The 14,631-nt window shown below is 25.4% G+C and carries 15 protein-coding genes; 1 reads left to right on the forward strand and 14 read right to left on the reverse strand.

The window, feature by feature from the left end:
* Window positions 1–2 precede the first annotated feature (2 nt).
* From tyrS to T383_RS0101990, 13 genes are all read right to left on the reverse strand, one after another.
* Complete coding sequence (gene tyrS, locus T383_RS0101930) at window positions 3–1,226, reverse strand: tyrosine--tRNA ligase (protein WP_033160012.1); 1,224 nt, start codon at window positions 1,224–1,226, stop codon at window positions 3–5.
* 16 nt (window positions 1,227–1,242) lie between these two features.
* Window positions 1,243–1,869 (reverse strand): ribonuclease HII, encoded by a 627-nt coding sequence (locus T383_RS0101935; protein WP_033160013.1) that lies wholly within the window; start codon window positions 1,867–1,869, stop codon window positions 1,243–1,245.
* The gene (gene ylqF / locus T383_RS0101940; protein WP_033160014.1) at window positions 1,856–2,683 is read right to left on the reverse strand and encodes a ribosome biogenesis GTPase YlqF; all 828 of its coding nucleotides are present in this window, start codon (window positions 2,681–2,683) and stop codon (window positions 1,856–1,858) included. The genes T383_RS0101935 and ylqF overlap by 14 nt, the downstream gene beginning before the upstream one ends.
* A 2-nt stretch (window positions 2,684–2,685) precedes the next feature.
* Window positions 2,686–4,107, reverse strand: coding sequence for a DUF2179 domain-containing protein (locus T383_RS0101945; RefSeq protein ID WP_052664011.1), 1,422 nt, complete (start codon window positions 4,105–4,107; stop codon window positions 2,686–2,688).
* A gap of 56 nt (window positions 4,108–4,163) precedes the next feature.
* The gene (rplS, locus tag T383_RS0101950) at window positions 4,164–4,547 is read right to left on the reverse strand and encodes a 50S ribosomal protein L19 (RefSeq protein WP_033160015.1); all 384 of its coding nucleotides are present in this window, start codon (window positions 4,545–4,547) and stop codon (window positions 4,164–4,166) included.
* Window positions 4,537–5,241, reverse strand: coding sequence for a tRNA (guanosine(37)-N1)-methyltransferase TrmD (trmD, locus tag T383_RS0101955; RefSeq protein WP_033160016.1), 705 nt, complete (start codon window positions 5,239–5,241; stop codon window positions 4,537–4,539). Before trmD ends, rplS begins: the two co-directional genes overlap by 11 nt.
* Window positions 5,242–5,258: 17 nt before the next feature.
* Window positions 5,259–5,540 (reverse strand): 30S ribosomal protein S16, encoded by a 282-nt coding sequence (gene rpsP, locus T383_RS0101960; protein ID WP_156940245.1) that lies wholly within the window; start codon window positions 5,538–5,540, stop codon window positions 5,259–5,261.
* 76 nt (window positions 5,541–5,616) lie between these two features.
* A complete protein-coding gene (rlmB, locus tag T383_RS0101965; RefSeq protein WP_156940246.1) occupies window positions 5,617–6,366 on the reverse strand; it encodes a 23S rRNA (guanosine(2251)-2'-O)-methyltransferase RlmB in 750 nt (249 codons plus the stop codon).
* 11 nt (window positions 6,367–6,377) lie between these two features.
* Window positions 6,378–7,685 (reverse strand): cysteine--tRNA ligase, encoded by a 1,308-nt coding sequence (gene cysS, locus T383_RS0101970; protein WP_033160017.1) that lies wholly within the window; start codon window positions 7,683–7,685, stop codon window positions 6,378–6,380.
* Window positions 7,686–7,801: 116 nt separating this feature from the next.
* On the reverse strand, window positions 7,802–8,542 hold the full coding sequence (locus T383_RS0101975; protein WP_033160018.1) for a P-loop NTPase family protein: 741 nt from the start codon (window positions 8,540–8,542) through the stop codon (window positions 7,802–7,804).
* A gap of 6 nt (window positions 8,543–8,548) precedes the next feature.
* Window positions 8,549–9,202, reverse strand: coding sequence for a 16S rRNA (guanine(527)-N(7))-methyltransferase RsmG (gene rsmG / locus T383_RS0101980; protein WP_033160019.1), 654 nt, complete (start codon window positions 9,200–9,202; stop codon window positions 8,549–8,551).
* Between the two features lie 3 nt (window positions 9,203–9,205).
* Window positions 9,206–11,077 (reverse strand): tRNA uridine-5-carboxymethylaminomethyl(34) synthesis enzyme MnmG, encoded by a 1,872-nt coding sequence (mnmG, locus tag T383_RS0101985; protein WP_033160020.1) that lies wholly within the window; start codon window positions 11,075–11,077, stop codon window positions 9,206–9,208.
* Between the two features lie 7 nt (window positions 11,078–11,084).
* Window positions 11,085–11,990, reverse strand: coding sequence for a hypothetical protein (locus T383_RS0101990; RefSeq protein WP_033160021.1), 906 nt, complete (start codon window positions 11,988–11,990; stop codon window positions 11,085–11,087).
* Window positions 11,991–12,186: 196 nt separating this feature from the next.
* On the opposite strand from T383_RS0101990, the gene T383_RS0101995 reads away from it, so the two are divergent.
* Complete coding sequence (locus T383_RS0101995) at window positions 12,187–12,630, forward strand: Ohr family peroxiredoxin (protein ID WP_052664012.1); 444 nt, start codon at window positions 12,187–12,189, stop codon at window positions 12,628–12,630.
* On the opposite strand, the gene ligA is transcribed toward T383_RS0101995, so the two are convergent.
* Window positions 12,631–14,625, reverse strand: a complete 1,995-nt coding sequence (gene ligA / locus T383_RS0102000; protein WP_033160044.1) for an NAD-dependent DNA ligase LigA — start codon at window positions 14,623–14,625, stop codon at window positions 12,631–12,633.
* Between the last annotated feature and the right edge of the window lie 6 nt (window positions 14,626–14,631).

Raw genomic sequence — 14,631 nt, forward strand, 5'->3', positions numbered from 1 at the left:
AATTAATCTTTTAAAACCACCTTTATATGTTGTTTTTTGCCTTTATGAAGAACAAAGTATTTTGTACTTACTAAGTCTGCAGCTAAAATTGATTGTGGATCAGTTATTCTAGTGTTATTAATACTTATACCTCCGGCTAAAATTAATCGCCTAGCTTCACTTTTAGATTTTGCTAATTGAGATTCAACCAATAAATTAGCAATTGAATAGTCTTCCAAATTAACTGTAATTGTAGGCATATTGTCAATATTATTGTCAGAAAAAGCAGCAATAGATTTTTCTTTTGCATTATCCGCAGCATTTTTTCCATGAACCATTTTAGTTAAAGTATAAGCTAATAGCTGCTTAGTCTCTACAATATCTTTGCCACATTTATTTACAATTTGGTTAATTTCTTCTTCTTCAAAGTCTGTTAACATTAAAAATAATTTTTTCAATTCTTTATCATCTACATTAATTCAATATTGATAAAAAGAATACGGACTTGTTTTATTTGGATCTAACCATAAAGCTCCACTTGCAGTTTTACCTATTTTAGTTCCATCAGATTTAGTCAAAAGAGTCAAAGTCATTCCGTATGCAGTTTTTAACTCTATTCTTCTAATCAAATCCACACCTGCAATAATATTAGATCATTGATCATTACCACCTAATTGCAAAGCAACATCATAATTTTGATTTAAATACAAAAAGTCATAACCTTGCATCACCATATAATTTAATTCTAAAAATGTTAACCCTCTTTCTCATCTAGATTTATAAGCATCAGTTGAAAGCATTTTGTTAACTGAAATATGCTGTCCAATTTGACGTAAAATATCAATTCACTTTAAATTAAGAAGTCAATCAGCATTATTTAAAATAATTGCTTTATTTTCTCCTGAAAAATCTAAAAATTGCTTAATTTGTTTTTGAAAGTTAGTTACATAACCATTTATGTCATTAGTTGATAACATTTTTCTCATGTCAGTTCTGCCTGTTGGATCGCCAATATAACCAGTGCCTCCACCAAGAATTACATATGGTTGGTGACCATGTTTTTGTAAAATATGAGCAACTCTTAAGGTCAATAAATGACCAATATGTAAACTATCAGCTGTTGGATCAAATCCAATATAAAATTTAATCTTTTTATTATTTACCAAGTCTTTTAATTCATCAGGAAAAATAGTTTGAGCAATTAATCCTCTATTAGATAAATATTCAAATACTTTTTTTTTATCCATATGTAATGACCAACTTTTATTCTTCAAATAATTTTATCAATTTAATTGGTTTATAACTAAAACGATGTACATTCATAATAGGCCCATATTTTTTTAATGCATTTGTATGTTGTTTAGTTCCATAACCTTTATGATTTTTAAATCCATAATTTGGATATTTTTTATCAAGTATAATCATTTCTTTGTCACGGTACTGCTTTGCTAAAATACTAGCCATAGCAATTGCATAAGAGGTACAATCGCCTTTAATTAAAGCTTGATATTTATATTTGGAATTTGGTAAATTTTCATAATCTATTAAAATTTTAGAAGCTAAATGTCCATATTCATTAATAATTTCAGTCATTAAAATTTGGCTCCCTAATTTAGGACCATATTTGTCAACTTCATTAGGATTTAATGATTTAATAAAATAAGTAATCTTGTTTTTATTTATGTCATTTACTATTTCTTCACGTTCACAAAAAGAGAGCAATTTACTATCTTTAATCTTCTCATTAAAATAATTACCATTTACTAAAACTCCGCAAACAATTAAATTTCCAGCTCAACACCCTCTGCCCACTTCATCAAGTCCTAAAACATATTCATTTATTTTTAAATTTTGGCGATCATAATGATAATAACTGTTAGTCTTTTTCATAATTTATTTTACCAATAGTACCATTTACTATATTGTTAAATAAAGTTATTAAAGCCTTATTAAAATCTAACTCATTTTTATTAGTGATAAAATTTCTTTTTTTAGCTAAATCATATATAAAATCTTCAAAAGTACATGAAGTTGTAAAATTATCTAAATAATTTATTAACAATTTGGGATAAAAGGTTTTTAAATAATCAAAAGCCCAAATTAAAATATCAGCAATAGGAACAACATGCTCTTTAATAATTCCCATTAAAGTTAATTTTGCACCAGTTATAAATTTATCTATTTTTTTAAATAAAATTCCTGGAGTATCAATTAAGTTAAACATTGAATTTAATTTTATAACTGAAATTGATTTTGTTACTCCGGGTCGATTTTCAGTTTTTACTTTAGTTTTTTTAGATAAAACATTAATAATTGTACTTTTACCAACATTTGGTAGTCCAATGACCATGACATTATAGTTAGGCAATAACAAACCTTTGCTATTTAATTTTTTTGTTTTGCTAAGCATTTTTTGCTCAAATTGATTTAGCAACAAGTGCCGTAAATTATTTTGATACTTATTTGCAAAAATAATTGTGTGATCTTTGGTAACACTTAAATCTGCTAAATCATTCTTTAATGCCAATTTAATTATAGGTTTGTTTGGAAATAAATTTAATAATTCTAGATTACTAGATACACAAATTCCTCTAGCATCTATAATTTCTAAAATTAAATCAATTTTTTTTGCCATATTTTGAATTGCATCTGTTGCAACCTTCATATGACCAGGAAATCAATTAATTTGTGTTTCTTTATCCATTCTTATATCTTCTTCTTATCAGGTTCTGATAGGTAAATATACCCATCAATACCTCTAATAGAAGTAATTGATACTAAACATTTGTCATCAATTGCTCGAATTTTGCGAATTAATCTAGGCACATCAATATACATTGATATGGTAACAATGACTTGACGTTTATCTAGACTATATCCGCCCCTAATATCTTCAATTGATAAACTATGTTGATGACCATCATCATTTAGCATTAAATTGCGAATTTCCATTGTTTTATCAGTATAAATTTCAACTCTTGCTAAACGGTATTTTGGGAATAAAGAGTTCATTATTTGAGAAAACAATACTAAAGATATCAAAGTTCCAACTATGTTAGGCGAAAAGAAAATAGGAACTGATCATGCAAGTTCATCTAAAGTAATAGGTTTTACTTCGCCTGACAATAAAGTATCATATGATCCTGTACCAATGCCTGAATCTTTAAATCTTTCTAAGATCATACTTCCAGGAATATAAGAACCTAATAAAACACCTAAAAGTAGAGTTATCAAATTCACATATACAATTATTGTGGCAATTGATTTATATTTTTTGGTGGCATATCATTGAGTAATAAAATCTGATCCTCCAGATGAACCTCCTGAAATAAAAATAATTGTGTAAAAAAATGAAGATGTCAAAGCAAATAATAAACCATAGCACAATAAACCTACATTTCTTCCAACATCAGCATTAACTTCTCAAAGTCCGGGAACAAAACTTAAACTATTTAAAAAAGCTTTATCATTAAATAAATTAATTACAACTGGATTGGGGTTATCTTTATAAGCTTGTAAAAGTAAATTATGAACTGCATTATTGTTTACATTAGTAAATAATGACAAATCTTCAATGCCAGGTATTTGACCCAGTGCAAAACCAAAAAGATTAGTAATAACTAGATAAATTGTTGTATATAAAGTAAATCTACGCCCAATTTTAAATCATGAAAAAAATATCAAAGGTATATTAATAAAAAGATATAATAATCAAAAAACTAATTGATAAATTAAATTAATATCAATTTTAGCTCCAGTCAATGATAATTGAACGTATGTTATTCTTGCTAACCCCTGAGTAACAGAAGAGATACCAAAGTTGTATAAACCAGTATTTTGAATTAAAAGAATTGATAAAAAACCTTGTATTAAAGCACAAACAATAATTATAAAAATTCGATATCAGGAATTTTTTAATTCATAGAATGAAGCAAAATGTAATAAAGAAGTTGTTAAACGTACTCTTTTAACGTTTGTATATTTATCCGTACTATTGCCAGAAGCAAATGGATTATACTTAACTATTGTTGTGCCAATACTTTTATTTTTAATTGGCAAATCATAAGTGTTTTTTGCTTCCTCATTTTTGAAGTTATTATTTAAATCCATATTTTGTTTATTGCTCATATCTTAAGTTAACAACTAACTTATTAAAAGTTGATTTAATAAAATTTTAGATATATTTAGTTAGTTGTTGCAACAATTTTGTTTTTTTCTTTAATTCTTGCTGATTTACCAGAACGTTCACGCATGTAACTAATGTATGCTCTTCTTACACGACCCTTCTTCTTTAGTTCAATAGAGATATTGGGATTATGAACTTGAAAATTTTTTTCAACCCCAATTCCATCTGTTTCTTTTCTAACAATAAAAGTTTCAGAAATTCCTCTACCCTTTCTTCTTAAAACAACTCCTTCAAATTTTTGAGTTCTAGTTTTTTTATTTTCTATAATTTTGATAGATACAACTACAATATCTCCAGCTTCAAATGCAGGTACATTAGTTTTTAGTTGTGATTTTTCAATACTTTTTAAAATTTGATTTCGATTAATTTTTTTATTTTCCATGGTTTTTTTCCTTTTTAAATTTTAAGTATTTTAAATATAAATCTGGGCGTTTCTCTTTAGTGATACGAATTTTTTCTAAATTATTAAATTTTTTAATTTCCTTGTGATTTCCAGACAATAAAATTTGTGGTACTTTGTACCCATCATAAATACTTGGTCTAGTATATGATGGTTTATCTAATAAATAATCATCAAAAGATTCACTTAACAAACTATCTGAATTAATTACATTAGGTAATAATCTAACAATTGAATCACAAACTACCATTGCTGGCAATTCCCCACCTGTCATAATATAATCACCTATTGATAATGCGCCATCTACATAGTTATAAATGCGATGATCAAATCCTTCATAATGACCAGCAACTAAAATTAAATGTTCAATATTCTTAGACAAATCATATACTAGTGACTGATCTAATTTGGTGCCATCAGGTGATAATAGATAAACTTTAGAATTTTGTGTCCTTACATTTTTTAAGCACCTTACAATTGGATCAAGCATTAATAACATTCCTGCCCCACCACCAAAAATATTATCATCAACTTTTTTGTGTTTTTCAATTGAAAAATCGCGAAAATTAGTAACTTCAATTTGAACTAACTTTTGATCAATTGCTCGTTTAATGATTGAAGTTTCTAGAAATGACTTAATCATTTGGGGAAAAAGTGTTAAAATTGTTATTTTCACAAAAATGCTTACAAAATTTATTTACTTTCTTTAGATGCTTTTTTTACCTTAGAAAGCATAAATTTAGACCAAATACCATGCTGACTTAGTATGTTTTTAACTGTATCAGTTGGTTTAGCTCCTTTATTTAATCATTCCAATACTAATTCTTCATCAATAACAAATTTACCATCAATGGGGTTCATATTGCCTAAAAGTGCAATATACTTACCATCACGTTTAACTCTAGAATCAACTGCAACAATTCTAAAACTAGGTAAACGCTTACGACCCATACGCATTAATCTTAGTTTAACCAATGTTTTAACTCCTAATATGAAAATTAATTCATTCTAACAAATGAATATTTATGTGTCAAGGTAAAATACCTAACACTTATTTATTTAAATTAGAATATTGAAATAATAAAATTCCCGTTGCAACTGAAACATTTAAAGATTCAATTTGAGAATTTATAGGAATATGAACTCTATAATCTGCTTCCTTGACTAATATAGGGCTTATTCCCTTTTCTTCATTTCCCACAATTAATATCATTTTGTCAATATTAATATTCTTATAATTTTCACTACCAGACCCTAAGTAAGAAGCTACTGATCAAAAACCAACATTTTGCAATTTTTGAATTGCATATCGTAAATTAGATACTACAACTAAATCTAAATAAAAAATTGCCCCCATACTCGCTTTAACAACATGAGTATTTATGGGTGCTTGATTGTTATTTTTGTATATTATTCCATCAACATTTGCAGCCAAAGATGTTCTTAAAATAGCTCCAAAATTACCTGGATCCATAATTTCATCCAAAACAAGAATTAAACTTTTATCTTTATCTTTAACTTTATCAATTAATTGATCAATACTCTTATGTAAATTTTGTGTCAAAACTCTAGCAACAATTCCTTGATGATTAACAGATTTCCCAATTTGAGTATCAAATCAATTAATTGAATGCATTTCAACTTTAATGTTGCCTTGTTTTGCTAATGAATAAATGTCTTTGTCTTGTTTTAGCAAACATACTAAATCAATATTTAAATTATTTTTAATAGCATCATAAACACTTTTTTTACCTATCAAATAAATAGGTGAATTTGATATTTTATTTTTTTTATAAGTCATAATTTATAAATTTATATTAGCTTTTTAAGAATTAATTTTGAACGTAATTTATCTGCAATTTCAAATTCTTTATTTTTTATTTTTAAATTTCATTCTTTAATTAATTCAATATTAGATTTTGTATGAATGTTTGGAACTTTAATTGCATAAATTGATAAACATCATAACAACTCTTCACACAAAGTAATTAATTTATTGTAATCTTTGTTATTTTGAGCAGCATTGATATTTGAAACTAAACTTCAAATTGCTTTCGTTGCATTAGCAAAATTTAAATCATTTTCAATAGCTAAACTAAATTCATAATTAGGAGTCAAATTAGTAGGAAGTGATTTATTTGCTAATATTAACAAGGTTTTACTTTTGTTTAAAGTTAAAAAAATTTTATCAATATCTTTAATTGCAGATTGCAATAATGAATTATTAAAATTTAATGGTGATCGGTAATGTGTTTGATAAAAAATTCATCTTATTACTGAGTAACTATAATTTTCTAATAGATGTTTTACGTATATAAAATTATTTGTTGATTTAGACATTTTTTCATTGCCAATGGTTAAATGCCCAATGTGCATTCACACTTTAGCAATATTTTCATCATAAAGTGCATAATGCTGAGCATTTTCATTTTCATGATGAGGAAATCTCAAATCTATTCCGCCACCATGAATATTAATTGATTTGCCATTAAAATGTGTGTTAATTAAATAAGAACACTCTGTATGTCAACCCGGTCTTCCTTTACCTCACGGAGATTCTCAAACCTTTCCAATTGATGTTTTTTTTCACAAAACAAAATCTAAAGGATTTTTTTTATCTGGATTAACATCAATACGCTCTCCAATAGATAATTCTTCTAATTTCATTTTAGATAAACTGCCATAGTGTGGAACAATTGAAATATCAAAATAAACATTCCCATTAATTACATAAGCAGCATTTTTGCTTATTAATTTGGAAATATAATTAATTATCCCATCAATGTTTTCTGAAACACGAGGATTTTCCATAGAAGTAACATTTAATTTATTGATTAACTCTAAGTAAGCATTTGTATAATTTGCAGATAAAACAAGTTCTGGAATGTTTTCAATTTTAGCTTGATTGATAATCTTATCATCAATATCTGTTATATTATGAACATAATTAATTTTTATTTTTTTAAACTGTAAATATTTAACTAAAACATCAAAAGTTATTAAAGGTCTAATATTGCCTAAATGAACATTATTGTAGACTGTTGGACCACACACATATAAGCTTATAAATTTATCTTTTAATTCATAATATTTTTCTAAGTAATTATCAAAAATTTTCATACTTTAAATTGTTTATGAAACCATTAATTCTGTTAATCTATAATTTTTATCCAGGATTGATTATAAAATTTAACCTAAAATAAAACAAAATTATGCATTGCTGTGTTTTTTTAAAATTAAATTAAACCTAACAAATGGACAATTTTAATAAAAAATTTTCTTGTTTTAGTTAATCATATTTTAGTAAAAATAAGTTCATCCATATTACTAATATAAATAAGTTCTTTAATAATTGGTATATGATATTCAATTAAAGCATCTGAAAAAGCAAAACTACAATGTTCTGTAACTTGCATTGTTTTTTTTGAAAATTCAATAAATTTATTAAACAATAAATGAAATTTAATTTTTTTATTTGTTTTTATTTGAGCATATTGAAAAAGTAAATTTAAATTTTGATTTTCAAATTCTAAAGGATTAATAATAAAAAATAAGTTGTTTAAATGATTAAACAAAATTTTATTTAATTTATTAGTTACAGACTCAAAAAAATTTATTATTACAAAATCATATTTTTTAAAAGAATATATAGTTTTTAAAAAATTAGATATTAGAGTAGATAATGAATTCTTATCCATTGACATTAATCATTTATAGTCAGATTCCTGAAGATTAATTAAGTCTAAATTGATAGAGTGCACTCTTGTTATAATATCTTGAATTTTATTCTGTTTGTTTACATAATTTGTAAAAGTTCCATTGCAATATGTTGTTAATAAGCTATTATCTTGACATAAATAATTTAAATTTATAAACAAAACATTGTTGCCGGCCACTATTAAAGAGTCTGCTAATCCTAGTGCAACTGATGTTTTTCCTGTTTTGTCAGTAGAAGACATAATGCCAATTATAGTCATATAAAATTAACTAAATTTAATTTCTTTTCAAGAGCGAGGAAATTTTGAAGCAGTTTTTTTTATTTTTTGAAATCATACATTAACATTTAATTTAGGTTTTAAAGAAATTATTTCATTTTTTAAAAAAACTAATCCCAATTCATTTAACATGGGTTCAGCATTTAAAATTTCTTTTTCAAAATTTAAAGATTTTAAATGTAATATGTATTTACCTTGTTTTATTCATCTACAAAACAATTCATTCATTATAGAAATAGAACCAACAGCTCTACTAATTCCTAAATCAAAATTTTCAGTTAAAGTAAAATCTAAATTTTCAGCTCTTTTTGAAATTATATTCACATTTTTTAAATTTAATTCATTAATTACTTTTTGCAAAAATAAACACTTTTTTTTGTTAGCTTCCACCAATGTTACTAATATATTTGGATAAAAAATGGCTATTACAATACCAGGTATGCCATTCCCAGAACCGATATCAATAATTTTATTAATTTTAAAAATATTATCATTTAAAAAAACTATTGAATTTAATGTATCTAAAATTAAATTGGAATTAATATCTTCTTTATTTTTAAAACCTGTTAAATTAAATTTTTGATTAAATTCAAAAATAAGATTGACATATTTTTCTGCCAGTAATTTATTGTTTTTTTGCATTTTTTATTTTTTGCCTTTTTTTAGATTTAGTAAATTAAATTTAATTGCAATTAAATCTGGTAAATTAATTCCGCTAATTCTAGATGCCTGTGATAAATTTAATGGTTTAATTTTAGTAAGTTTATCAATAGCTTCGTTGGATAAATTAAGGACAGAAGAATAGTCAAAATTCTTTGGTATACAAATTTTTTCTAAATTATTCATGGAATTAAATGTTTTTAAATTATTTTTTATATATCCTTCATATTTAATTTCAATTTCAATAATACTAATTTCATTTTCAGTTAACTTAAAATTGTTTAAGTTTAATTCATTAATAAGTTCTTTTAATTTAATTTCTGGGCGCTTTAAATATTGGTATAAAGTAAAATTGGTATTTTTAGTTTGCTTTCTTAAATTTTCATATTTACCAACGTTATTTTCTTTTAAAAAAGAAATAAATTTTTTAATTTTTTTACTTGAAAATAAATAATTTGAATAAACTGCATGGCTTACTAATCCAATTTTTTTCCCATAAGTAATCAATCTTAATTGAGCATTATCATGACGTAAAATTAACCTATGCTCTGCTCTTGAAGTCAAAAGTCTATATGGTTCAGTCACTCCTTTTGTTACTAAATCATCAATCAATACACCTATGTATGCTTCATTTCTTTTTAAAATTAAAGGTTTTTTATTTTGAAGTCTCAAAGCTGCATTAATACCTGCCATTAAACCCTGTCCTGCAGCTTCTTCATAGCCGCTAGAACCATTGATTTGACCAGCAGTATATAAATTTCTTATTAATTTGGTTTCTAATGTTGGCAAAAGTTGCAAAGGATCAATAGCATCATATTCAATTGCATAACCATATGAGATAACTTTACAATTTTTTAAACCTGGTAATGTTCTTATTAACTTATCTTGAATATCTATAGAAAATGAAGTAGAAAAACCACCTAAATACATTGTATTTAAATTTAATGATTCCGGTTCTAAAAATAATTGATGTCTTTCTTTGCTTGAAAAACGAAAAATTTTATCTTCAATGCTAGGGCAATATCTTGGACCGACACTTTTAATTTGACCAGAAAACATTGCTGAATCTTTAAAATTTTTTTTAATAATATCATGTGTTTGTTTATTTGTATGTATCAAATAACAAGGAAGTTGTTTAGATAAAGGAATAAATTTGTTAGTTGAATAACTAAATGAATATTTCCCAGAACTTCCTAATTCCATGGATGTTTGAGAATAATCAATTGTTTCCTTGGCAATACGTGGGGGGGTCCCTGTTTTTAAACGAATTAATTTAAATCCTAATTCTAATAAATTTTTAGATAAACCATCACTTCTTAAAAATTTTTGCGGCCCTTCTTTGAATTGATTTTTACCTTGGTGAACAATAGATTCCATATATGTTCCAGTTGTTAAAATCACAGCATCGCTTTTTACAGTTTTTTGCTTTCTTAAACAAACACCATAAACTTTATTATTTTTAGTTAAAATTGAAACCACTTCATCTTCAATAATTTTAATATTTAAGTTTTTTTTAATTTGTGCCAAAAACCACTTATGATATTTAACCTTATCTATCTGGGCGCGCAATGCTTGAACTGCTGGACCTTTAGAACTATTTAATAATTTCATCTGTAATTGACAAGCATCTGCTGCCAATGCTTGCATTCCACCTAAAGCATCTATTTCCCTAGTAACAATACCTTTAGCAGGACCACCAATAGAGGGATTACAAGGACAATTAGCAATATATTTTTTGCTAAGAACAATTAAAAGCACTTGGCATCCCATTTTAGCACTACTAAATGCTGCTTCTAAACCAGCATGACCTGCTCCAACTACTGCAACAATTGGTTTTTGGTTATTAATTTTTGGCATTATTTATCTAATTTAAATCTAATAGTATTTTATTGACTATTGGAATATTACTCTTTATTTGATTACTTAAATGCTTTCAAAAACTAGTAGACAAGTCTAAAATGTTGGCATTAACATTTTTTTCAATTAAATTAATTGCTTTTAAAGAAATATCAAATTTTTTATTATATTCATAATCATCACTTAAAAAATTTACCACACAAACAGTATTAAATTTTAAAAAATGATTTTTATGCATCTCTTTTTCATAAATAGACTGAATCTTGTTAAAAAGATCTATTTTAATTCTACTAATGTCAGTGTTTTCTAAAAAAATACTAGAACCATATATAGGCATTCATTGTGTTTCCATAACTTCAAAAGGTAAATTAAAAAAATTCCCTAATTCTACTAACTGTTCTTTAGTAAGATTACGCAAAGGTTGCAAAATAAGTAAATTTAATTCTTTTAAGCTTTGCATATATTGCAAATAAATTTCTTTGCTTTCGTTGTAAACATTATTAAAAAATGTTCCATCAGATATACAATAAATAGGTAAGTTTAAATCATACATAGTTTTAGACAATACATCAATAAATGTATTAGTAATGGTTGCCAATTGATTTTGTAAACCCATTGTTTGAGAAATATTAGTTCAAAATGCATCATTTGCCTTAATAGTTATAAGTTTTAAATTCAAAATTTTTTCAAACAAATTGGAAACTTTAGTTTTTTCATCTTCTGAAATTAACCCTGTATCTATATGAACAAATAAAACCTGATGACCAAGAGCTTGTCTCAAAATGGTAGCAAGAATAGCTGAATTTAAATCATAATTCACTAAACAAATTACATAATTTTGTCCTATTCTTGATCGAATAGAATAAATTTTATCTTTAAGGTATGAACTAGGATTTCAACTACTATTTATCATTATAAAACTTACTGCCCTTGTAAATGTTTAATATACAAAATATTTATTTCATAGTGATTATTATAAATAATTAATTTATTTATTTGTAATTAAGACATTTTGAATTAAAATAGAATGTAAATAACAAGACAAACAAACAAATAAAATATAAAATTTAAGTTGAATAATACATTTATATATTTACGAGGTTCTTAATATGTCATTAAAACAAGTTTATGAAGCTATTGGAATGGCTGATACAGGTAGAATTGGATACGTTCATAGTGATGATGAAAAATGTCATGTTGAAATTGATTTACCAAAAAGTGTAGGCGGCAAAGGTGAAAAAAGTAATCCTGAGCAATTGTTTGCTTGTGGATATGCTGCATGTTTTTCATCAATTGCATTGTATACATGTAAAAGATGAAAACTTAATGTTGAATCTCTTCCTGTAACTGTTAAAGTAAAACTATACAATGAAGATACTAATCCTTTTGCTTTTCATTTAAAAGTTGAAATTCATGCTTGAATAAAAGATGTAAGTCAAGAAGATGCTGAAAAAATAATTAAAGAAGCTCATCACAATTGTGCATACTCAAATATTGTAAAAGATGGAGTAGTAGAAAAATTATTTGTTAATGATAAAGAAATTATGCTTTAATTAATCTTTTCAAATTTCTTCAAATAATATAGGAATGCCCAAATCTTGGGCATTTTTTATTTTTAAATTTGTGGGATTTTTGCCAGCAAGAACATAATCTATGTTATGACTAACTGTACTTTTAAATGTAGCATTAAATTTATTTTGCATTATTTCTTTTATTTCGTTTCTTGAAATTGAAAATGCACCTGTAATTAAAAATGATTTATTTAAATATGGAGAATTTAAATTTAATGAATATTTAGAATTTAGATTTTCATCCATATTTATTTTCAATTTTTTTAATTGATCTAATAATTCTTGGTTGCCAGGAGTATTAAATCAATCAACAATTGATTTAGCAACAATTGGACCCACATCTTTTATTGTGCATAAATCATCTAATGAAGCAAGTTTAAGATTATCCATAGTTTTATATCTATTTGCTAAAATTTTGGCAGTAGTAAGACCAACATGTCTAATGCCTAAACCAAATAATAAATTACTTAAATTTCGTGATTTAGATTTTTCAATGGAAATTAAAATATTATTCATTTTCTTATGTTTAATTTTAAATGCATTAGCAATAATATTGTCTTGCTTTTCTCATAAATAATACAAATCAACAATACTTTCAATAAACCGGTTTTGATAAAGAAGTTCAATTATTTTATCTGAAACATTTTCAATATTCATTGCATCACGACTACAATAATGAATAATTCCTTGTAATGTTCTTGCAGGGCAAAGTAAATTAATACAATATTGATCAACTTCCCCCTCAATTTTTTCCAAAGGTTGTTTGCATTCAGGACAACTAGTTGCGATTTCAAATACTTTAACATTGTTGTTTCGTTTTTCAATTATCACATCTAATACTTTTGGAATAATATCTCCAGCTTTGTAAATAGAAACATAGTCATTTATTCTAATATCTTTGTCTTTAATGTAATCATAATTATGCAATGTTGCATTGGAAATAGATGTGCCATCAATACTAATAGTTTTCAACTTTGCAATATAATTAATTTTTCCAGTTCTCCCCACTGTTGTTACAATATCTTTTAATTGTGTAATTACCTTATTGGCTGGAAATTTATATGCTATGGCCCAACGAGGAAACTTGCTTGTATTCCCAATTAAAGAATACTTGGAAATATCATTTAATTTAATAACAACTCCATCAATAGAATAATTCATATGCAAACGTTTTGAATGAAATTCTTTAATTTTAATTCAAGCATCATTTATGTCTTGAGCAAAATTAATTTCAGGAGCAACTTCAAAACCTCATTTTTTAATTTGTTGAATAACATCTCAATGAGTTTTAAATCCTAATTCAAAAGCATTAGGAATATAATACAAATACGCACATAAATTACGCTGTGCAGTTATTTTGGAATCTAAATTTCTTAAAGAACCAGCTGCTAAATTTCTTGCATTAGCAAATTTTTTATCATCTGGTAAAATGGAATTAATTTTTTTAAAATTTTCTTTTGTAATAAAAACTTCTCCCCTAATTGTAAGTTTTTTAAGACCAGATTTAATTTTTAAAGGAATAGATCTAATAGATCTAACATTTTCTGTTACATCCTCACCATTAATTCCATCACCTCTAGTAATGGCATAAGTAAGTTCATCATTTTCATAAATTAACGAAATACTTAGTCCATCAATCTTAGGTTCAATAACATATTGATTATTAGAGGTGTTGATTATTTCATTTATTTGTTTGTTAAAATTTAGAATATCACTTTCGTTAAAAGCATTGTTAAGTGAAAGCATGGGAAATTCGTGTGAAACTTTTATAAATTTACTTAAAACAATACCTCCTACTCTAGAAGTAGGAGAATTTTTATCTTTTCATTCAGGGTATTTTTTTTCTAATTGAATTAATTGTTTTAATTTCTCATCATAAATTTCATCAGGAACAATGGGGTTGTCTAATGCATAATATGCATGTTCTCATTCTAATAATAGTTTAACTAATTCATCCATAAGTTTTTTATCAGACATAATTGA

Origin of the sequence: Mycoplasmoides alvi ATCC 29626 (genome assembly GCF_000701785.1) — a bacterium.
Taxonomy (GTDB): domain Bacteria; phylum Bacillota_I; class Bacilli_A; order Mycoplasmatales; family Mycoplasmoidaceae; genus Mycoplasmoides; species Mycoplasmoides alvi.